This window comes from Pantoea sp. 9140, from assembly GCF_000745295.1.
Taxonomy (GTDB): Bacteria; Pseudomonadota; Gammaproteobacteria; order Enterobacterales; family Enterobacteriaceae; genus Pantoea; species Pantoea vagans.
Genome location: NZ_JQNO01000001.1, coordinates 3,813,372 through 3,833,936 on the forward strand (window position 1 = coordinate 3,813,372; position 20,565 = coordinate 3,833,936).

Annotated in this window: 19 protein-coding genes; 14 read left to right on the top strand and 5 right to left on the bottom strand. The window is 55.5% G+C overall.

Going from position 1 to position 20,565, the window contains the following annotated elements; all coding sequences use genetic code 11:
- Nucleotides 1-7: 7 nt before the first annotated feature.
- The 4 genes from rbsC to FA92_RS17740 form a co-directional block, all read right to left on the bottom strand.
- The gene (rbsC, locus tag FA92_RS17725; RefSeq protein WP_013359547.1) at nt 8-979 is read right to left on the bottom strand and encodes a ribose ABC transporter permease; all 972 of its coding nucleotides are present in this window, start codon (nt 977-979) and stop codon (nt 8-10) included.
- Entirely contained in the window at nt 976-2,484 is a 1,509-nt protein-coding gene (gene rbsA, locus FA92_RS17730; protein ID WP_013359548.1) for a ribose ABC transporter ATP-binding protein RbsA, read from the bottom strand. Before rbsA ends, rbsC begins: the two co-directional genes overlap by 4 nt.
- A gap of 7 nt (nt 2,485-2,491) precedes the next feature.
- Entirely contained in the window at nt 2,492-2,911 is a 420-nt protein-coding gene (rbsD, locus tag FA92_RS17735) for a D-ribose pyranase (protein ID WP_033784336.1), read from the bottom strand.
- 182 nt (nt 2,912-3,093) lie between these two features.
- The gene (locus tag FA92_RS17740; RefSeq protein ID WP_033784337.1) at nt 3,094-3,501 is read right to left on the bottom strand and encodes a NirD/YgiW/YdeI family stress tolerance protein; all 408 of its coding nucleotides are present in this window, start codon (nt 3,499-3,501) and stop codon (nt 3,094-3,096) included.
- A gap of 162 nt (nt 3,502-3,663) precedes the next feature.
- Between FA92_RS17740 and qseB the strand changes: the two genes are divergently transcribed.
- Both qseB and qseC read left to right on the top strand, forming a co-directional pair.
- Entirely contained in the window at nt 3,664-4,335 is a 672-nt protein-coding gene (gene qseB / locus FA92_RS17745) for a quorum sensing response regulator transcription factor QseB (protein ID WP_033784338.1), read from the top strand.
- Nucleotides 4,323-5,678 (top strand): quorum sensing histidine kinase QseC, encoded by a 1,356-nt coding sequence (gene qseC, locus FA92_RS17750; protein ID WP_081917169.1) that lies wholly within the window; start codon nt 4,323-4,325, stop codon nt 5,676-5,678. Before qseB ends, qseC begins: the two co-directional genes overlap by 13 nt.
- A 15-nt stretch (nt 5,679-5,693) precedes the next feature.
- Here the strand turns inward: qseC and kup are convergent, their stop codons facing one another.
- The gene (gene kup, locus FA92_RS17755) at nt 5,694-7,562 is read right to left on the bottom strand and encodes a low affinity potassium transporter Kup (protein WP_013359553.1); all 1,869 of its coding nucleotides are present in this window, start codon (nt 7,560-7,562) and stop codon (nt 5,694-5,696) included.
- Nucleotides 7,563-7,852: 290 nt separating this feature from the next.
- Here kup and ravA point away from each other — a divergent pair, with 290 nt between their 5' ends.
- The 12 genes from ravA (at nt 7,853) to atpH (ending at nt 20,553) form a co-directional block, all read left to right on the top strand.
- A complete protein-coding gene (gene ravA, locus FA92_RS17760; RefSeq protein ID WP_013359554.1) occupies nt 7,853-9,349 on the top strand; it encodes an ATPase RavA in 1,497 nt (498 codons plus the stop codon).
- Nucleotides 9,346-10,806: an ATPase RavA stimulator ViaA gene (viaA, locus tag FA92_RS17765; RefSeq protein WP_033784340.1), complete on the top strand. Its 1,461-nt coding sequence runs from the start codon at nt 9,346-9,348 to the stop codon at nt 10,804-10,806. The genes ravA and viaA overlap by 4 nt, the downstream gene beginning before the upstream one ends.
- A gap of 71 nt (nt 10,807-10,877) precedes the next feature.
- Entirely contained in the window at nt 10,878-13,016 is a 2,139-nt protein-coding gene (ovoA, locus tag FA92_RS17770; protein ID WP_033784341.1) for a 5-histidylcysteine sulfoxide synthase, read from the top strand.
- Nucleotides 13,017-13,120: 104 nt separating this feature from the next.
- The gene (gene asnC, locus FA92_RS17775; protein WP_013359557.1) at nt 13,121-13,582 is read left to right on the top strand and encodes a transcriptional regulator AsnC; all 462 of its coding nucleotides are present in this window, start codon (nt 13,121-13,123) and stop codon (nt 13,580-13,582) included.
- A 154-nt stretch (nt 13,583-13,736) separates the two neighbouring features.
- Nucleotides 13,737-14,177, top strand: coding sequence for an FMN-binding protein MioC (gene mioC, locus FA92_RS17780; RefSeq protein ID WP_033784342.1), 441 nt, complete (start codon nt 13,737-13,739; stop codon nt 14,175-14,177).
- A 432-nt stretch (nt 14,178-14,609) separates the two neighbouring features.
- The gene (mnmG, locus tag FA92_RS17785) at nt 14,610-16,499 is read left to right on the top strand and encodes a tRNA uridine-5-carboxymethylaminomethyl(34) synthesis enzyme MnmG (RefSeq protein WP_013359559.1); all 1,890 of its coding nucleotides are present in this window, start codon (nt 14,610-14,612) and stop codon (nt 16,497-16,499) included.
- A gap of 47 nt (nt 16,500-16,546) precedes the next feature.
- On the top strand, nt 16,547-17,170 hold the full coding sequence (rsmG, locus tag FA92_RS17790) for a 16S rRNA (guanine(527)-N(7))-methyltransferase RsmG (RefSeq protein ID WP_033784343.1): 624 nt from the start codon (nt 16,547-16,549) through the stop codon (nt 17,168-17,170).
- Between the two features lie 704 nt (nt 17,171-17,874).
- Nucleotides 17,875-18,255 (top strand): F0F1 ATP synthase subunit I, encoded by a 381-nt coding sequence (atpI, locus tag FA92_RS17795; protein ID WP_013359561.1) that lies wholly within the window; start codon nt 17,875-17,877, stop codon nt 18,253-18,255.
- Between the two features lie 8 nt (nt 18,256-18,263).
- Complete coding sequence (atpB, locus tag FA92_RS17800; RefSeq protein WP_003849506.1) at nt 18,264-19,082, top strand: F0F1 ATP synthase subunit A; 819 nt, start codon at nt 18,264-18,266, stop codon at nt 19,080-19,082.
- Between the two features lie 105 nt (nt 19,083-19,187).
- On the top strand, nt 19,188-19,427 hold the full coding sequence (atpE, locus tag FA92_RS17805; RefSeq protein WP_003849523.1) for a F0F1 ATP synthase subunit C: 240 nt from the start codon (nt 19,188-19,190) through the stop codon (nt 19,425-19,427).
- Between the two features lie 107 nt (nt 19,428-19,534).
- Entirely contained in the window at nt 19,535-20,005 is a 471-nt protein-coding gene (atpF, locus tag FA92_RS17810; RefSeq protein WP_003849528.1) for a F0F1 ATP synthase subunit B, read from the top strand.
- Nucleotides 20,006-20,019: 14 nt separating this feature from the next.
- Nucleotides 20,020-20,553 (top strand): F0F1 ATP synthase subunit delta, encoded by a 534-nt coding sequence (gene atpH / locus FA92_RS17815; RefSeq protein ID WP_033784344.1) that lies wholly within the window; start codon nt 20,020-20,022, stop codon nt 20,551-20,553.
- Nucleotides 20,554-20,565 lie beyond the last annotated feature (12 nt).

Below are 20,565 nucleotides of genomic sequence, written 5' to 3' on the forward strand. Positions count from 1 at the left end.
GTCAGAGTTATTTACTGCTTTTATTATCCACCAGCACCGCCAGCAGGATGACCACCGCTTTAACGATCATCTGGTAGTACGAAGAGACGCCCATCAGGTTCAGGCCGTTGTTCAGGAAGCCGAGGATCAGCGCGCCAATCAGGGTGCCGAAAATACGGCCTTTACCGCCAGCCAGGCTGGTTCCGCCCAGCACGACCGCAGCAATTGCATCCAGCTCATAGCCGGTACCCGCTGTCGGCTGTGCTGATGAGAGACGCGCCACTTCAATGGTGCCCGCCAGCGCTGCCAGCATGCCGCTCAGTGAATAGACGATGATTTTGACGCGATTCACATTGATGCCGGAGAGACGCGTTGCCGCTTCGTTACCGCCAAGCGCATAGATGTAGCGACCCAGACGCGTGTGCTGCAGCATGTACCAGGCGGCGATAAAGACCAGCGCCATGAGCCAGACCGGCGCAGGGATACCCAGCGGGCGACCAATACCAAACCAGCCCAGTAGATCGGCATTGGCACTGAAACCGGTGTTAATCGGGCTGCCGTCGGTATAGACCATGGTCACACCGCGCAGCAGCAGCATCATAACCAGCGTGGCGATAAAGGCCTGAACCTTGCCGCGCGCCACAATGGTGCCGGTCAGGGCACCAATTGCCGCACCCAGCGCCAGCGAAGCCGCCACCGCGACCAGAGCATTGACCTCCATGCCCACCAGCGATGCACCCACTGCGCCCGTCAGAGCCAGCAGCGAACCCACCGAGAGGTCGATACCGGAAGTCAGGATCACCAGCGTCATCCCGACCGCCATAATGGCGTTAACCGAGGTCTGCTGCAGAATGTTGAACAGGTTCGCCACGGTAAAGAAGTTCGGGCTCTGGCTGGCCACCACGGCGATCAGCACCATCAGCGCAATCAGCGACTTCTGTTCCAGCAGCCAGCTTTTGCTAAACCAGCGACGGCTGGCCGGTAAAGTTTGGGTCGTCATACCACTAAATCCTCGCTGTGTTGCTTGCCTACGGCGGCTGCCATCAGGCTTTCCTGAGTGGCGTCTTCACGGGTAAATTCGCCGCTGATACGGCCTTCATGCATCACCAGAATTCGATCGCTCATGCCCAGCACTTCCGGCATTTCCGAGGAGACCAGGATGATGCTCAGCCCTTCGGCTTTAAACTGGTTAATCAGTTGATAGATCTCTTTCTTCGCACCGACATCCACACCGCGGGTCGGTTCGTCCAGAATCAGCACGTTAGGGCGGGTCATCAGACCGCGGGCAATCGCCACTTTCTGCTGGTTGCCGCCTGAAAGCAGGCCAATCGGCTGCTCCATAGAAGGCGTTTTCACGTTGAACAGCCGGATAAAATCGCCTACCGCCAGCTGCTCTGCCGCATGTTTCAGCGTGCCGCTGCCGTGACTGAAATAGCCTAACGCCGTCAGCGACATGTTCTCTTTCACTGACATGCCCAGCACCAGACCATCACGCTTACGATCTTCCGAGATGTAGACGATACCGTTAGCCAGCCCGTCCTGCGGCGAACGCGTCACCACTTCCCGTCCATTAAGCCACATTGCACCTTCACGACGCGGCAGCGCGCCGTAGAGCACCTTCATCAGTTCGGTGCGGCCCGCGCCCATCAGACCCGAGATGCCAAGGATTTCGCCTTTGCGCAAACTGAAGCTGACGTTCTCCACGCCCGGCCCGCTGACGTTCTCCACTTTGAGCCGCACGTCGCCTGGCGCCTGATCAAGATGCGGATATTGATCTTCCAGCTTACGTCCGACCATCATCTCGATCAGACTCTCTTCGGTCAGCTCGCTGACCGGACGTTCAGCAATAAACTGACCGTCGCGGAATACCGTGACGTCATCGCAGATCTCAAAGATCTCTTTCATGCGATGCGAGATATAGACGATGCCGCAGCCCTGCGCTTTCAGTTCGTTGATCACCCGGAACAGCGACAGCGTTTCGGTATCGGTCAGCGCATCGGTCGGCTCATCCATGATGATGACCTGCGACTCAAAGCTCAGCACTTTGGCGATTTCGACCATCTGCTGATCGCCAATCGACAAATCGCCCACCAGCTTGTGGCTGTTGAAGCGCAGATTGAGCCTTTTGAGCAGCGCATCGGCTTCGGCATACATACGCGGCCACTGGATACGGCCAAAACGCCCCACATATTCGCGACCGAGAAAAATATTCTCCGCCACGGTTAACTGAGGGATCAGGTTCAGCTCCTGATGTATGATGCCAATGCCCGCTTCCTGTGACGCTTTCGGTCCACTGAAACGGGTCTCTTTGCCGAGCCAGCGCAGCGTACCGGCATCATATTGATAGATCCCGGTCAGCACTTTCATCATGGTGGACTTGCCTGCGCCGTTCTCGCCCACCAGCGCCATCACGCGTCCTGCACGGACATTCAGCGACGCCCCCTTCAGGGCTTTTACGCCCGGAAAGGATTTTTCAATGCCGTCGAGTTGCAGTAAAGGTTGCATAGCGGCCTCAGAAGGTCACACCGGCGCTGAGGATGACATTCGCAAACGGAGAGCACTCTCCGCTCCGAATGACCGCCTGACTACGCTGCGTTTGTTGTTTGAATTGTTCATGACTGGTGTAGCTGATGGTGATGCGATTCCCCTGATGCTGTTGCAAGGCTTCGAGCACGGCGACAAGCGCGCTATGAAGGTGCGGATTATGCTGCTTAATCTCCTCCGCGATCAGGGCGCTCTCTACCTGCATCTCCAGTGCGACAGCATTAACCACCTGCATAAAATCGGGCGTACCCGGCGTGAGCGCTAAGTCGATGCGCTGCGGTCCAGCCGGAATCGGCAAGCCAGCATCGGCAATCGTCAGCGTATCCGTGTGTCCCAGGCGGGCAATCACATGTGAGAGTTCAGCGTTTAACAGGCGACCTTTTTTCATTTTTTTACTCCACAGCGAAACGTTTCGCTGTCTGGAGTGTATGAAAAGCCGCCATCAACTCAACCGGCAAAGAAGAAATCTGTGATCGCTATCGAAACGTTTCGCTCACGCGGGAGGAAATTTGCATTAAGGCGGGGAAGGGGACGCAAAAAGGGCCGTGAATGCGGCCCGGCAGGAGGGAATTAAGGCAGTTTCTTAACCTGCTTAACATCCATCTCAATGCTGTTGAAATCTTTATCCAGTTCACCCGTCAGCTCAACGTTATCTTTGGGCGTGATGGTCTGGCCGTTCCAGTGCTTGTGGTCGATTTCAACTTTCATGGTGCCCGTCTGGTCGCGGAACAGATAATCTTCCTTGCCGATCTGTTTTTCCAGTTTGCCGCGTACGGTGATCCAGCTGTCATCTTTCATCTCTTCAGCCTGCTTCACGGTCACCACACTGGTGTGATCGGCACTGAAGCCGCCCTGACCGGATGCTGACGGCGTCTGTGCGGCTGGCGCACTGGGATCAACAAATCCGCCCTGCTGTGCAGCGAAAACCGGGGCGGAAGCCAGCATAACGACGGCCAGAATTGCAGCGTGCTTTTTCATGGTGTACCCCTTTCTCAGTGGTGTTTTCGGTTTGAATACGCCCAGTTGACCACAGAGTTCTTAACAGCTTCTTAAGCGTGAAAAATAAGCCATTTTCGCCGAAATCAGCTGTACAGTGAGGAAGTTGCTTCGTATAAAACGCTATCGGAACAGGGAGACGTGATGCGTATTTTACTGATTGAAGACGATCGCTTGATTGGCGACGGTATCAAAGCGGGGCTGAGTAAACTGGGCTTCAGCGTTGACTGGTTTACGTCTGGTGAGACGGGCTGTAACGCGCTGGAGGCCGCGCCCTGGGATGCGGTGATCCTGGACCTTTCTCTGCCTGAGCGGGATGGACTCGATATCCTGCGGCAGTGGCGGCAGCAGGGAAATGATGTGCCGGTCCTGATACTGACTGCCCGCGATGCGCTCGATCAGCGGGTTGAAGGCCTGCAGATGGGAGCCGATGACTATCTGTGCAAGCCCTTTGCCTTAACCGAAGTGGCCGCGCGCTTACAGGCGCTAATCCGCCGCCGTCACGGTCAGCTGCAGCCCGAACTCCGTCACGGTAACGTGGTACTGATCCCCGGCAGTCACAGTGTGATGCGCGAGGGCGAGACGATTGAGCTGAAAAGCCGTGAACTGGCGCTGCTGGAACTCTTTATGCGCAACCCGGGCCGGGTGCTGACGCGCAGCCAGCTGGAAGAGAAGCTCTACAGCTGGGATGCCGACGTCTCCAGCAACGCGGTAGAAGTGCATATCCATCATCTGCGTAAAAAGCTGGGCAGCGCGTTTATCCGCACGCTACACGGCGTCGGTTATACCCTGGGAGCCGCTGAATGCGATCAATGAGCCTGTTTCTGCGGCTGGGCCTCGGTTTCGTGCTGCTGCTCGGCCTCTGCTGGGCCAGTGCCAGCCTGAGTGCCTGGCATCAGACCCGTGAAACCCTTGATGAGCTGTTTGATACCCAGCAGATGCTGCTGGCCAAGCGCCTGCTGACGCTGGATTTCTCTTCGCTGGACAACACCACATTGCCCCGAACCAAAGCGATGCTGCGGCACCATCGTGGCGATCAGGATGACGATGCCCTGGCCTTTGCTGTCTTCACACGTGACGGCAGGCAGGTGATGAATGATGGCGATAATGGCCGCTATCTGCCGTTTGAGGCGGACTATCAGGGATTTCATGAAGGACAGCTCACCAATGATGACGATCGCTGGCGGTTTGTCTGGCTGACCACGCCGGATCAGAAGTTCCGGGTAGTCGTCGGTCAGGAGTCGGAATACCGCGACGACATAACACAGGATCTGATGAAAGCCAGTATGCTGCCCTGGCTGATCGCGCTGCCGTTTATGCTGCTGTTACTCATCGGACTGGTCTGGTCTGAACTGCGACCGCTGAAGACGCTGGCGCAGCAGCTGGCGCAGCGCGCGCCTGATGACGATACGCCGCTGCAGGCAGACCGCGTGCCGAAAGAGGTACAGCCGCTGATGATGGCGCTCAATGGCCTGTTCAGCCGCATCAGCGCCATGATGCAGCGTGAACGTCGCTTTACCTCCGATGCCGCACATGAGCTGCGCAGTCCGCTGGCCGCTCTGCAGGTGCAAAGCGAAGTGATCCAGCTGACGGCGGATGACGAAGTGATGCGAACTCATGCGCTGCAACAGCTGGATGCCGGCATTGCACGCGCTACGCGGCTGGTGGATCAGCTGCTGACGCTTTCGCGGGTTGAAGCCGATGATGCACGCAGCGCCTTCGAACCGGTGGCGCTGAAACGCACGGTGCAGGAGACGATCGCCGCACAATTGCCGCTGGCCGATAAAACCGGCGTCACCCTGCGGCTGCACGCGGAGGCCGATCCGCAGATTCAGGGTCATCCACTGTTACTGTCACTGCTGGTGCGGAATCTGCTGGATAACGCCATTCGCTATACGCCTGCGGGCAGCGAAGTCGATGTGCGGTTGCAGGCAAACAGCCTGTCGGTAGAGGATAACGGTGAGGGTCTGAGTGCTGCCGACCTGCAACGGCTCGGTGAGCGTTTCTGGCGACCGCCAGGTCAGGAGAAGAGCGGGAGCGGGCTGGGATTATCGATAGTGCGTAATATTGCCCAGTTGCATGGGATGCAGGTTACGTTCAGCCAGCGACCCGGCGGCGGCTTGTGCGTCACGCTACGCTGGTCAGCGCCCGCCCCGTAAGGCGGGCGCTGCCAATCAAATCTCGACCTGGGTGCCCAGCTCAATCACGCGGTTTGGCGGGATCTCAAACTGGTCTGGCGCACGGAGCGCATTGCGCTGCAGCGCCAGGAAGAGTTTGCCGCGCAGGCGCAGATACCACGGCCGTTTGCCGATGATCAGCGACTCATGCGACATAAAGAACGAGGTCTCCATCATGCGGCAGTTAAGTCCTTCCAGCCCGCAACGGTGGAAAATCTCCTCAACGTTTGGCGTCTCACGCCAGCCATAGCTTGCCACCACCCGCCAGAAGGTCGGCGACAGCTGCTCAATGGTGACACGACGCACGTTGTGCACGTATGGCGCATCTTCAGTGCGCAACGTCAGCAGCACGACCCGCTCATGCAACACTTTGTTGTGCTTGAGGTTGTGCAGCATGGCAAACGGAATCACATTCAGAGCACGCGACATATAGACCGCTGTGCCCGGTACGCGAACCGGTGGCGATTTCTCCAGCGACGCGATCATCGCCTCCAAGGAGTTACCATGTTCGTGCATACGGCGCAGCAGACGGAAACGTTCGCTTTTCCACGTCGTCATAATGATAAACATCACCAGGCCGAGACAGAGCGGCAGCCAGCCACCTGAGAAAATTTTCACCAGGTTGGCGGTAAACAGCGGCACGTCGATGCAGAGCATCAGCACCAGGATGACGGCGACCGCCAGCTTATTCCAGTGCCAGTTTTTAACCGCCACCGTGCAGGAGAGCATTGCCGTCAGCACCATGGTGCCGGTCACCGCAATACCGTAGGCCGCAGCCAGATTACTTGAATGCTCAAAGCTGATAATCACAATCAGCACGGCGAAGTAGAGCACCCAGTTGATTACCGGAATATAAATCTGGCCCGATTCGCGCTCAGAAGTGTGGATGATACGCATCCCTGGCAGATAACCCAGTCGCACCGCCTGACGCGTCAGCGAGAAGACACCGGAGATCACCGCCTGTGAAGCGATAACGGTGGCCAGTGTTGCCAGAATCAGCATCGGGATCAGCGCCCAGTCCGGAGCCAGCAGGAAGAAGGGGTTTTTAATTGCTTTAGGATCGCTGAGTAACAGCGCGCCCTGACCAAAGTAGTTCAGCACCAGCGACGGCAGCACCACCGAGAACCAGGCCAGCCGAATCGGCACTTTACCGAAGTGCCCCATATCGGCATAAAGCGCCTCGACCCCGGTAATTGCCAGCACAACTGCACCGAGGGCGAAGAACGAAACGGACTTATAGTGCAGGAAGAATTCCACCGCATAGGCAGGATTCAGCGCATGCAGTACGTCCGGGTTCCGCATGATGCCCATGACACCCAGGATCGCCAGCACCAGAAACCAGACCAGCATTACCGGCGCGAAGAGTTTGCCCACCATACCGGTGCCATGCTTCTGAATGGCAAACAGCAGCGTCAGCACCGCAATCGACATCGGCACAATAAAGGGATCCAGCGACGGCGCGGCAATCTCAAGGCCTTCGATGGCGGACATCACCGAAATGGCTGGCGTGATTACCACCTCTCCATAGAAGAAGCTGCCACCAATCAGGCCCATGATCACCAGCACCGCCGTGGCGCGTGCACCGGTATGGCGACCTGCCAGCGACATCAGGGTCAGAATCCCGCCTTCCCCGGCGTTGTCGGCGCGCATCACATAACTGATGTACTTCAGTGAGACCACCAGCACCAGCAGCCAGAAAATCAGCGACAGAAAGCCAAATACCGCTTCCCGCTCAACGCCGAAACCAAACTGTCCGGAGAGACATTCACGCAAGGTATACAGCGGACTGGTGCCGATATCCCCGTAAACAACACCAATAGCGGCCAGCGTTAATCCGCGAAGTGACTGCTTATTATCCGAGCTCATAGAGTTATCTTTTGTTGGAGTCTAAGAGGTACAAAAACCCCTCGCTCAGGCCATCAAAAAGCGCACAGTATGCACGGTTTAACGAAAATTCCTATACCCGCTTCGCCTCGCGGTCAGGGTAACGGGGTCATTTCAGACGATAAATTGTCATCCGGCACCACTTTAAAACAGGCAAACCTTCTGAAACAAAAAAGCTGACAGCTATCAACGCTTTCACGCATGATGATCTATAGAGTAAGGCGCTTGCTTAAGCGCGGCGGCCCGACGATCGTAAGGACATTGATGTGATTATGGCTCAACCCCATCTTTTGGCAGAAAGAATTTCTCGCCTTAGCAATGCGTTAGAAAAAGGATTATATGAACGGCACCATGCCATTCGCCTTTGCCTGCTGGCCGCGCTGAGCGGTGAAAGCGTGTTTCTGCTGGGACCGCCGGGCATCGCCAAGAGCCTGATTGCCCGCCGCCTTAAATATGCCTTTCAGCACGCCCGCGCCTTTGAATATCTGATGACCCGTTTCTCCACGCCGGAAGAAGTGTTTGGCCCGCTCTCCATTCAGGCACTGAAAGACGAAGGACGCTACCAGCGTCTCACTAAAGGGTATCTGCCCGACGCCGAGATTGTTTTTCTGGATGAGATCTGGAAAGCCGGCCCGGCGATTCTGAATACCCTGCTGACCGCTATCAATGAACGCCGCTTCCGCAATGGTGACAGCGAAGAGACCATCCCGATGCGGCTGCTGGTCACCGCCTCCAACGAACTGCCGGAAGCGGATAGTGGCCTTGAGGCGCTCTATGATCGAATGCTGATCCGCCTGTGGCTGGATAACGTGCATGAGAAGCAGAACTTTCGCAGCATGCTGACCCACCAGCAGGATGAGCACACCAATCCGGTCGCGGAATCCCTGCGCATCAGTGATGAAGAGTATGCGCAGTGGCAGCTCGGCATCAGCCAGGTCAGCCTGCCCGATGCCGTCTTTGAGCTGATTTATCAGCTGCGTCAGCAACTGGAGAGCCAGCCTGCCGCACCTTACATTTCCGATCGTCGCTGGAAAAAAGCCATCCATCTGCTGCAGGCCAGCGCCTTCTACAGCGGTCGCAATACCATTGCCCCGATAGACCTGATCCTGCTGAAAGATTGCCTCTGGCACGACGTCGCCTCCATGCAGCTGCTGGAACGAGAAATCGATCAGCTGATGACGCAGCACGCCTGGCAGCAGCAGCCAATGCTGCTGAAACTGCAGCAGATCAAAGCGCGTCGTCTGGCTCTGCAACAGCAGCAGAGCATCGCGCAGGCGATCACTCTGGAAAGACACAGCGGCATGTTCAGCCGCAAGCCCCATTACGATCTGCCGGAAAGCTTTACCGATGAGCAACTGACGCTGATGCTGCAAAAGCCGCTGATGCTGCATGACATGCAGGTAAGCCATATTGTGATTGCGCGTGATGCCCTGAATCAGTGGCTGCAGAAAGGCGGTGAGGTTCGCGGCAAGCTCAATGGGATTGGCTTTGCACAAAGCCTGGATTTACAGGTGGATGCGCAGCACTGCCTGGCTATCCGTGATGTGAGCCTGCAATCGTCACGTCTGATGCTGCCAGGCGTCAGCAACAGCGAGCCGTTGCCCGGTGAAATCACCGAAGCACTGGATGCGCTGGAAAGTGAGCTGCGGTCGCAGCGTCATCTGTTCAGCCAGCATCAGCGCTGCCTGTTTATCAGTGATGACTGGCTGGCGCGGGTCGAAACCAGCCTGCAGGATGTGGCAGAACAGCTGAAACAGGCGCGTAAATGATCTCAGTCGAGACGCTGAGCACGCTGCTCTCAGTGGGTGAGACCGAACTGATTGAAGAGCTGATTATTGCCCTGCTGGCGTCCCCACAGCTGGCGCTGTTTTTTGAAAAATTCCCCGGACTGAAAAAAGCGCTGCTGCGCGATGTGCCACGCTGGCGAGCGGAGATTAGTGCTGAACTCAAAGACACGCCGGTTCCGGCCACGCTGGCCGAAGAGTTTCAGCTGTTCCAGCGCATCCAGCTCCTCAGCGATCGTGAATTCAGCCAGCAGCTGACTGCCACACTTGAGGCGCTTCAAAGCCTGCCGTCTCCTTTTCTTGATGAAGCTAACCGGCTGCTGCAACACACCGATATCGGGCATCTCAGCAGCGCGCAGCACCAGCTTTTTTTACAGCGCTGGCGGCTGAGCCTGACCTTACAGACTCTGACGCTGAATCAGGATTTGCTGGAGCAGCAGCGCGAACGCCTGCTGGCGGAACTGCAGCAGCGCATGGCACTGAGCGGTCAGCTGGCTCCGATTCTCAGTGACGATGATGAAGCCGCCGCTGGCCGGCTGTGGGACATGAGCAAAGCGTCACTGCAGCCCGGCGATTATCAGCTGATGCTGCAATATGGCGACTTTCTGGCGCAGCAACCGGAACTGCTGAAGCTGGCCCAGCAGCTGGGTCGCAGCCGCGAGGCAAAATCGGTGCCGTCACAGGATGCCCCGATGGAAGCTTTTCATCATCTGGTGCAGGAGCCTGCATCCGTGCCGGAAGAGGTCAGCGGCATTCATCAGAGCGATGACGTGCTGCGACTGTTACCGCCGGAGTTAGCCGCGCTGAGCATCAGCGAACTGGAGCTGGAATTTTACCGGCGGCTGGTCGAGAAACGGCTGCTGACCTATAAGCTGCAGGGCGATGCCTGGCATGAAAAGGTGACGATGCGTCCGGCCAGCCACCAGCAGCATGAAGAGCAGCCGCGCGGGCCGTTTATCGTCTGCGTGGATACCTCCGGTTCGATGGGTGGCTTTAATGAGCGTTGCGCTAAAGCCTTTTGTCTGGCACTGCTGAAGGTCGCGCTGGCCGATCGCCGTCGCTGCTACATCATGCTGTTTGCGCATGAGGTGATTGGCTATGAGCTGACCGGTGAGGACGGACTGGAGCAGGCGATTCGCTTTCTGAGCCAGCGTTTCCGTGGCGGCACCGATCTGGCCGCCTGTCTCTCTTCGGTTGTCACCCGAATGGAAGGCGCACTGTGGGAGGAAGCCGATGCGGTGATCGTTTCCGATTTTATTGCCCAGCGTCTGCCGGAAGAGGTCATCGGGGCGATCAAAAAGCGCCAGCGACATAATCAGCAACGTTTTCACGCCGTGGCAATGTCGGCCCACGGGAAACCAGGTATTCTGCGCATCTTCGACCATATCTGGCGCTTCGACACCGGCATGAAAAGCCGCCTGCTGCGCCACTGGCGCCGTTAAGTCATCTTGCAGAAATGCTTATTTGCTATAGTGAATTACCGTTTCACTTACTCAGCAATCTGGAGCTTCCTGTGACGCTTGCTCAACCCCATCGCGATCTGCCTGCACCGACGCGGACGTTAATGCTCTCCGGCCAGAACATAGAACAAAAACGTGCCGAATTGCTGGCCTATTTTCATCAGACCTGGGAACAGTATGAAAGTCTGTTCACCTGTCTGGCCGATTCACAGGCCTGGTTTACCAAAGCCATTCCGCTGCGCCATCCATTAATCTTCTATTTTGGTCACACCGCCACCTTCTACATTAATAAGCTGATGGCCGGACGCCTCATTGATGCGCGTCTGGACGATCGTATCGAAGCGATGATGGCGATTGGTGTGGACGAGATGAGCTGGGACGATCTCAACGACAGTCACTATGACTGGCCTACCATTGATGAAGTCCGTGAATACCGCGGACGCGTTAAAGCGCTGGTCAGCGATCTGATCCAGACCCTACCGCTCACGCTGCCGATCAGCTGGGAGAGCCCGGCCTGGGTGATCCTGATGGGCATTGAGCATGAGCGTATTCATCTGGAAACCTCCAGCGTGCTGATCCGCCAGTTACCGATTGAGTGGGTCAGACCGCAGGCCGCATGGCCGGTCTGTCCAATGGCGCGCCATCAGCGCGAAGCTGTTCCGGCCAATGCCCTGCTGCCGATGCCAGGCGGCACCGTCACGCTGGGTAAAACCGACGATACCTACGGCTGGGATAATGAATATGGCCGCCAGCAGGTTACGCTGCAGCCGTTCCAGGCGAGCAAAATGCTGGTCAGCAATGCGGAATTCATGGCGTTCGTTGATGCGGGCGGTTATCAGGATGCCCGCTGGTGGGATGATGAAGGCTGGGGCTGGTGTCAGTTTGCCAAAGCAGAGATGCCCACTTTCTGGGTCGGCACGCCTGCGATGCCCGATCAGCTTAAACTGCGTCTGATGTGTGAAGAAGTGGCGATGCCGTGGGACTGGCCTGCCGAGGTCAATCAGCTGGAAGCGGCGGCTTTCTGCCGCTGGAAAGCGGAACAGACCGGTATGAGCGTTCAGCTCCCCTGTGAAGCGGAGTGGGCTCAGCTGCGCGAACAGGTCGCGGGCGATCAGCCGGACTGGGAGCGGGCACCGGGCAACATTAACCTGGCGTACTGGGCGTCCTCATCGCCGGTGGATCTCTTCGCTCAGGGCGCGTTCTTCGATATCGTCGGTAACGTCTGGCAATGGACGACCACGCCGACCAATGGCTTTGAAGGCTTCAAAGTCCACCCGCTTTACGATGATTTCTCTACCCCAACCTTCGATGGCAAACATTCCCTGATCAAAGGCGGCAGCTGGATCTCGACCGGCAATGAGGCGCTGAAATCGGCACGCTATGCGTTCCGCCGCCACTTCTTCCAGCACGCCGGTTTCCGATACGTGGTGTCCAGCCATCAGGAAACCATGGCGCTGAACCCGTATGAATCCGACGCGATGGTGTCGCAGTACCTCGACTTCCAGTATGGCCCGCGCTATTTCGGCGTGGATAACTATGCCGAGAGCCTGGTGAAGCTGGCGCTGAATTACACCTCAGCCCGTGGTGATGCCCTGGATATCGGCTGTGCCACCGGACGCGCCAGTTTCGAACTGGCTCGCCACTTTGAGCGCGTTACCGGAATGGACTACTCGGCACGCTTCATCGACGTGGCGCTGCAGCTGGCCAGCGGCGAAGACTTCCGCTATCTGCTGCCTCAGGAAGGCGATCTGGTGGAGTATCGGCAGGTTCGCCTGAAAGATTTTGCGCTGGAGAGTGAACTGGCACAGCGGATTCAGTTTGTTCAGGGCGACGCCTGTAACCTGAAGCCGCAGCCGGGTCGTTACGATCTGGTGCTCGCCTCCAACCTGATCGACCGCCTGCGCCAGCCTGCTCGTTTCCTGCGGGATGTCACGCCGATGCTGCGTCAGGGCGGCATCCTGCTGCTCTCATCGCCTTATACCTGGCTGGAGGATTTCACGCCGAAGGAGAACTGGCTGGGCGGCGTGCGTGAAAATGGTGAGGCGCTGACGACGCTGCAAGCACTGCAGCGTCTGCTGGCAGCCGACTTCGAACTGGTCGGTGAACCGCAGGATAAACCCTTTGTAATCCGCGAAACGGCCCGCAAATTCCAGCACACGCTGGCGCAGGTCACCGTCTGGCGCAAACGCTAAGTGAACCGGCAGCGGCGCCCGTCGCTGCCGGTAGTTGCCTGAACCGCTATTTTGCTGCACATTCACCCTTGTTTACTTAAAGCAGACCAATAACGAGGATGGCCATGGCCGAACATCTGCAGCTCGATAACCTGGATCGCGGCATTCTGAATGCCCTGCTGGATAATGCGCGCACCGCTTACGCCGAGCTGGCAAAACAGTTTAATGTCAGCCCCGGCACCATTCATGTGCGGGTGGAAAAGATGAAGCAGGCGGGCATTATCCTGGGCACCCGGGTTGATATCGATCCGCGTCAACTGGGGTTTGATGTCTGCTGTTTTATCGGCATCATCCTCAAGAGCGCACGAGACTATCCGGCGGCGCTGAGCAAACTGGAGGCGCTGGATGAAGTGGTTGAGGCCTGGTACACCACCGGCCACTACAGCATCTTTATTAAAGTGATGTGCCGGTCAATCGACGCTCTGCAACAGGTGCTGATCAACAAGATCCAGACCATCGATGAAATTCAGTCGACAGAAACCCTGATCTCGCTGCAAAACCCGATCATGCGTACTATCAAGCCCTGATCCATCCCGCCTTGTGCATAATCTTATCCCTGACGAATGTAGCGGCTGACAACGGCTGCGTTCGCTTCTTCTGATCTATTAACCCTGTTGTCCACAGGTGGATCACTGCTTGATCACAGCGTACAATGCTCGCCTTAATCTCCGGGAGAGCAAGATGGCCGATATTACCTTAATCAGTGGCAGTACCTTGGGTAGCGCAGAGTATGTGGCTGAACATCTGGAAGAAAAATTACAGGAAGCGGGCTTCTCAACGCAGATGCTGCATGGCCCGGAGCTGGATGAGGTGCCGCAGGAGGGTATCTGGCTGGTGGTCTGCTCAACCCACGGTGCAGGGGATATTCCCGACAATCTGCTGCCACTGTTCGAAGCCATCACGGAAAGCCAGCCCGATCTCTCTCAGGTCCGGTTTGGTGCGATTGGACTCGGCAATCATGAATATGATCTCTTTTGTGGCGCGATCCGCCAGATAGAAGCGCTGTTAATTGCTCAGGGTGCCCGTCAGATCGGCGATCGCCTGGAGATTGACGTGCTGGAGCATGAGATCCCTGAAGATCCGGCGGAAGCCTGGCTGGAAAGCTGGAAAAAGGCGATCTGAATGGGGCTGGGGATCGCGAAATAGTCACGATCCCCAGTGGAAGATGCTGATTTTATCCTTTTCCGCTCGTTTATTTTGTGGATAACTACCCTACTTTACTGCGTATAACCGGTAGTTATCCAAAGAACAACGGTAGAATGATTTTTGAGCTGTGGATAACATGGCGTTTTGATCCCAGCTTATACGGATCAGGATCACCGATCACTCACAGGTAGTGATCCTCTTCATCCTGTTGTTTCTGCAATGCTTCTGGCACATATCCACAGAAAGCAGGGATCCTAATAAGAGATCTAACAGAAAGATCATATACAGATCTAAGATCCTTTCTTTTAAAACCGGACGATCCCGCGGCTTTCACCCCAGACGGAATTTGAGTAGAATCCACGCCCCAGGACGACGATCCTGCAAGTTCATCAACCGAGGTACCACTTCATGTTTTATCAGGATCCTTTTGACGTCATCGTAATTGGTGGTGGTCATGCGGGCACCGAAGCCGCAATGGCGGCAGCCCGAATGGGTCAGCAAACCCTGTTACTCACCCATAACATTGATACGCTTGGACAAATGTCCTGTAACCCGGCGATTGGTGGTATTGGCAAAGGACATTTGGTGAAGGAAGTGGATGCCCTGGGTGGTCTGATGGCCAGTGCGATTGACCAGGCGGGTATTCAGTTCAGGATACTAAACGCCAGTAAAGGCCCGGCAGTACGGGCGACCCGTGCTCAGGCCGATCGCGTGCTCTATCGCCAGGCGGTGCGTACGGCACTGGAGAATCAGCCCAATCTGATGATCTTCCAGCAGGCGGTCGACGATCTTATCGTGGAAAACGATCGTGTCGTGGGTGCCGTCACTCAGATGGGACTGAAGTTCCGCGCGAAAACCGTCGTTCTTACCGTCGGAACATTCCTTGACGGCAAAATTCATATCGGTCTGGACAACTACAGCGGCGGTCGCGCTGGCGATCCCCCGTCTATTCCACTGGCAAAACGATTGCGTGCGCTGCCGCTGCGGGTAAACCGCCTCAAGACCGGTACGCCACCGCGTATCGATGCGCGCACCATCGACTTTTCAGTGCTCAGCCCGCAGCACGGTGATAACCCGATGCCGGTCTTCTCGTTTATGGGCAATGCCTCTCAGCACCCGCAGCAGGTGCCGTGCTGGATCACGCATACCAACGAGAAAACCCATGAGGTGATCCGCAATAACCTGGATCGCAGCCCGATGTACGCCGGGATCATTGAAGGGATCGGCCCACGCTACTGCCCGTCGATCGAAGACAAAGTGATGCGTTTTGCCGATCGCAACTCGCATCAGATCTTCCTGGAGCCGGAAGGGCTGACCAGCAATGAGATCTACCCGAACGGTATCTCGACCAGTCTGCCTTTTGATGTGCAGATTCAGATCGTCCGGTCGATGCAGGGCATGGAGAATGCGAAGATCGTGCGTCCGGGCTATGCCATCGAGTATGACTTCTTCGATCCGCGCGATCTCAAACCGACGCTGGAAAGTAAATTCATTCACGGCCTGTTCTTTGCCGGACAGATCAACGGCACAACCGGCTACGAAGAAGCGGCTGCGCAGGGAATGCTGGCCGGTCTGAATGCGGCCCGTCAGTCTGCCGACAAAGAGGGCTGGGCACCACGCCGCGATCAGGCTTATCTCGGCGTACTGGTGGATGACCTCTGCACACTTGGCACCAAAGAGCCGTACCGGATGTTTACCTCCCGTGCGGAATACCGCCTGATGCTGCGCGAAGACAATGCTGACCTGCGCCTGACCGAAACCGGCCGTGAACTGGGCCTGGTGGATGATGCGCGCTGGGCGCGTTTCAATCAGAAGCTGGAAGCGATTGAACAGGAGCGTCAGCGCCTGCGCGATATCTGGGTTCATCCGAAGTCAGAGCATGTGACCGAAGTGAACACGGTACTCAGCGCGCCGCTGACTAAAGAAGCGAGCGGTGAAGATTTGCTGCGCCGTCCTGAGCTGACCTATCTGAAGCTGATGACGCTGGATGCCTTTGGTCCGGCACTGGCTGATGAACAGGCCGCTGAGCAGGTTGAGATTCAGGTCAAATATGAAGGCTATATCGCGCGTCAGCAGGAAGAGATCGATCGGCAGCTGCGTAATGAGAATACGCTGCTGCCGGTGGAACTCGACTACCGTCAGGTGAATGGCCTCTCGAACGAGGTGATCGCCAAGCTGAACGATCACAAACCCGTGTCGATTGGTCAGGCAACGCGTATTTCCGGCATTACTCCGGCGGCCATCTCAATACTGCTGATCTATCTGAAAAAACAGGGTCTGCTGCGCAAAAGCGCCTGATCTGAAACGGGGCGAGGCGACTCGCCCCCGCTGAATGGACTTATGCTGTGATTAACACACTCACGTCGCTGCTAAAGGCAGCCGGTATTTCCCTCTCCGATCAACAAAAACAGCAGCTGGTTGCCTATGTCGGCCTGCTGGATAAGTGGAACAAAGCCTACAATCTGACATCCGTGCGCGATCCGCAGCAGATGCTGGTTCGCCATATCCTCGACAGCATTGTGGTGGCGCCGCATCTGAAAGGTTCGCGTTTCATTGATGTCGGCACCGGTCCCGGTCTGCCTGGCATTCCGCTGGCTATCGTGATGCCCGATGCGCATTTTACGCTGCTCGACAGTCTGGGCAAGCGGGTGCGCTTCCTGCGTCAGGTTCAGCATGAGTTAGGACTCACTAACATTACTCCGGTACAGAGCCGGGTTGAGGCGTTTCCGGCTGAGCCACCTTTTGATGGCGTCATCAGCCGTGCATTCGCCTCGCTGACCGACATGGTGAACTGGTGTCACCATCTGCCTGGAAGGGAAGGGCGCTTTTATGCGCTCAAAGGTGTCCGTCCGGACGATGAAATGGCTGAGTTACCCGCTGGCTATCTCTCCGATGCAGTGATAAAGCTGCAGGTGCCTCAGCTGGAAGGTGACCGTCATCTGGTCATTATTCGTCACCAGCAGGCCTGAGTTTCCAGAAATTTAACGCTTATCTGCCAGGGTTTTTATCAGGGTATGGATGAAAAAAGTGCAGATGATGCGCTATCAATAAAAGATTTTGATTAAGCCCTGGCTGAGCGAAGGTTAAAAACGGAGACGGAAATTATCCGAAAAGCTCTGTTACATTTAACGTTTAATTCACATTCAGTTATCAGAAATATCACTTGTATAGGCGGGTCGTGGAATAAAAGTAGTCACGCCGGAAAATATATCGTGGTAATAACTTTGCGTACGTAATATCAATTTCACGATTCTCATGCACAGTTCGATGTCAATAGCGTGTTTTCTGTGAAAATAGTCTTGCGGACACATTTTTGTAATTTCAATGTTCTGATTTTAAAGGATTAATCTGTTTTGCAGATTGTTCTTAAATAGACCGCAGATAAAACTCAATGTCGTGTGAGTGCTTATTATGTGATCTAAAGCACGCTTTAAAAGCAAGATGCGAGTGAATTTTCAGTCAGATTCGGGTGAATCTCTGCAGGGTAATCTTTGGAAAAATAGCCCTCCGGAAAGAAATTTAAATAATTGTTCACCTTTTCGCTACTTACCGATTGAAATCGCAGGTGCGGCCCGTATAATTTGCACGGCTTTTGCTGCTTGACTCAACTGCGCAAAGGCAGTCTTATACGACACGCGACATACCCCTAACGGGGCAGGAGAGTATCAGCGTCATGTCAGTGTCTCTTTACAGTGTAAAATTCGCCCGAACGGTGCTGATGATTCAGCTGGTGACGATAGTCATCATCGGCGGACTCTTTGCTGTTAAAGATGTCACCTGGGGTGTCTCTGCTCTTGCTGGCGGAGCGGCAGCCTGGCTGCCAAACGTATTGTTTTTGTTTTTAGCCTGGCGCCTGCAGGGGCAACCCCCCGCTTCGGGGCGAGTCGCGTGGAGCTTCGCTTTAGGTGAAATTGCTAAAGTGTTTGCGACCATCATTTTGCTCATTGTGGCGTTGGGTCTGTTCGGGGCGGTCTTCTGGCCGGTCGGAATAACCTGGTTATCGGTGCTGGTGGTTCAAATGCTGGCACCGGCGGTAATTAACAACAAAGGGTAAGAGGCATCATGGCTGCAGGAGAAATCTCTACTCCGCAAGAGTACATTGGTCACCACCTGACTCATCTTCAGTTGGACCTGCGTACCTTCGAGTTAGTGAATCCGCACGACGCTCCCGCGACGTTCTGGGTATTAAATATCGATTCCATGTTTTTCTCTATGGTGCTGGGAATCATCTTCCTGGTGTTGTTCCGTAGCGTGGCGAAGTCTGCTACCAGCGGTGTACCAGGGAAAATGCAGGCGGCTATCGAACTGGTTGTCGGTTTCGTTGATAGTAACGTGCGCGACATGTATCACGGTAAGAGCAAACTTATCGCCCCGCTGGCTCTGACAATTTTTGTCTGGGTCTTCCTGATGAACTTCATGGATCTGCTGCCAATCGACCTGCTGCCATATATTGGTGAGCACGTATTGGGGTTACCGGCGCTGCGCGTCGTACCGTCTGCAGACGTGAACATCACGCTATCTATGGCGTTGGGCGTATTTATTTTGATTCTGTTCTACAGCATCAAAATGAAAGGCATTGGCGGCTTCACGAAAGAGCTGACGCTGCAGCCTTTTAACCACCCGATCTTCATCCCGATCAACCTGATTCTGGAAGGTGTAAGCCTTCTGTCTAAGCCTGTGTCACTGGGTTTACGACTGTTCGGTAACATGTATGCGGGTGAACTGATCTTTATCCTTATTGCCGGTCTGTTGCCGTGGTGGTCGCAGTGGGTGCTGAATGTGCCGTGGGCCATTTTCCACATCCTGATCATTTCGCTACAGGCTTTCATTTTCATGGTCCTCACGATTGTCTATCTGTCGATGGCATCTGAAGAGCATTGATTTTTTTCTCAACACTACTTTCCCTCTTGATTCCGGGTTGCAGCGTACTCCGCTGAAGCCCGGAAGATGAAGGGAGCATTTAACTGAAACAAACTGGAGACTGTCATGGAAAACCTGAATATGGATCTGCTGTACATGGCTGCCGCTGTGATGATGGGCCTGGCGGCAATCGGTGCTGCGATCGGTATCGGCATCCTCGGAGGAAAATTCCTGGAAGGCGCTGCTCGTCAGCCTGACCTGATTCCTCTGCTGCGTACGCAGTTCTTTGTTGTAATGGGTCTGGTGGATGCAATCCCGATGATCGCTGTTGGTCTGGGTCTGTACGTGATGTTTGCTGTCGCCTAAAGCCCTGTGTTCACTCAGCGCACAATGTGCAGGGGTGAACGGATTCTGCCGCTTATCACAACGATAACGGCAGAAAAGTTAAATACTCAATCTAGAGGCATTGTGCTGTGAACATTAATGCAACAATCCTCGGCCAGGCTATCGCGTTCATCCTGTTTGTCGCGTTCTGCATGAAGTACGTATGGCCGCCGCTCATGGCTGCTATCGAAAAGCGCCAGAAAGAAATTGCTGAAGGCCTTGCTTCTGCTGAACGTGCAAAGAAAGATTTGGATCTCGCGCAGGCTAATGCGACCGACCAGCTGAAAAAAGCCAAAGAAGACGCTCAGGTCATTATCGAGCAAGCGAACAAGCGTCGCGCGCAGATTCTGGACGAAGCGAAAACCGAAGCTGAAAACGAACGTAATCGCATCGTGACACAAGCGCAGGCTGAAATTGATGCCGAACGTAAACGTGCACGTGAAGAACTGCGTAAGCAGGTTGCGTTGCTGGCTATGGCTGGCGCCGAGAAGATCATCGAACGCTCCGTGGATGAAGCTGCTAACAGCGACATCGTTGATAAACTGGTCGCTGAACTGTAAGGAGGGAGGGGCTGATGTCTGATCTGATTACTGTAGCTCGCCCCTACGCCAAAGCAGCTTTTGACTTTGCTGTTGAGCATCAAAGTATAGAACGCTGGCAACAGATGCTGGCGTTTGCCGCAGAAGTGGCTCGCAATGAACAGATGGCTGATCTTCTCTCCGGTGCATTAGCACCTGAAGCGCTGGCAGCGTCGTTTAACGCAGTCTGTGGTGATCAACTGGATGAACCCGCGCAGAACCTGATTAAGGTTATGGCGGAAAACGGACGTTTGACAGCGCTTCCGGCTGTACTGGCCCAATACATCGAACTGCGTGACGCTCATGAAGCCACCGCTGAAGTTGATGTTATCTCCGCCAGTACGCTGAGTGACGACCAGCTGAGTAAAATCAGCGCCGCGATGGAAAAACGTCTGTCACGCAAAGTTAAGCTGAATTGCAAAATTGATAAGTCTGTGATGGCAGGCGTGATCATCCGTTCGGGTGATCTGGTTATTGATGGCAGCGTACGCGGCCGTCTTGACCGTCTGGCTGACGTCTTGCAGTCTTAAGGGGACTGGAGC

Coding starts and splice junctions, on each gene's coding strand:
- FA92_RS17740 (WP_033784337.1), bottom strand. CDS start 3,501: ATGAAAAAGCACGCTGCAATTCTGGCCGTCGTTATGCTGGCTTCCGCC.
- qseB (WP_033784338.1), top strand. CDS start 3,664: ATGCGTATTTTACTGATTGAAGACGATCGCTTGATTGGCGACGGTATC.
- ravA (WP_013359554.1), top strand. CDS start 7,853: ATGGCTCAACCCCATCTTTTGGCAGAAAGAATTTCTCGCCTTAGCAAT.
- atpB (WP_003849506.1), top strand. CDS start 18,264: ATGGCTGCAGGAGAAATCTCTACTCCGCAAGAGTACATTGGTCACCAC.
- atpI (WP_013359561.1), top strand. CDS start 17,875: ATGTCAGTGTCTCTTTACAGTGTAAAATTCGCCCGAACGGTGCTGATG.
- rbsA (WP_013359548.1), bottom strand. CDS start 2,484: ATGCAACCTTTACTGCAACTCGACGGCATTGAAAAATCCTTTCCGGGC.
- kup (WP_013359553.1), bottom strand. CDS start 7,562: ATGAGCTCGGATAATAAGCAGTCACTTCGCGGATTAACGCTGGCCGCT.
- atpH (WP_033784344.1), top strand. CDS start 20,020: ATGTCTGATCTGATTACTGTAGCTCGCCCCTACGCCAAAGCAGCTTTT.
- atpE (WP_003849523.1), top strand. CDS start 19,188: ATGGAAAACCTGAATATGGATCTGCTGTACATGGCTGCCGCTGTGATG.
- qseC (WP_081917169.1), top strand. CDS start 4,323: ATGCGATCAATGAGCCTGTTTCTGCGGCTGGGCCTCGGTTTCGTGCTG.
- rbsD (WP_033784336.1), bottom strand. CDS start 2,911: ATGAAAAAAGGTCGCCTGTTAAACGCTGAACTCTCACATGTGATTGCC.
- asnC (WP_013359557.1), top strand. CDS start 13,121: ATGGCCGAACATCTGCAGCTCGATAACCTGGATCGCGGCATTCTGAAT.
- mnmG (WP_013359559.1), top strand. CDS start 14,610: ATGTTTTATCAGGATCCTTTTGACGTCATCGTAATTGGTGGTGGTCAT.
- mioC (WP_033784342.1), top strand. CDS start 13,737: ATGGCCGATATTACCTTAATCAGTGGCAGTACCTTGGGTAGCGCAGAG.
- viaA (WP_033784340.1), top strand. CDS start 9,346: ATGATCTCAGTCGAGACGCTGAGCACGCTGCTCTCAGTGGGTGAGACC.
- rbsC (WP_013359547.1), bottom strand. CDS start 979: ATGACGACCCAAACTTTACCGGCCAGCCGTCGCTGGTTTAGCAAAAGC.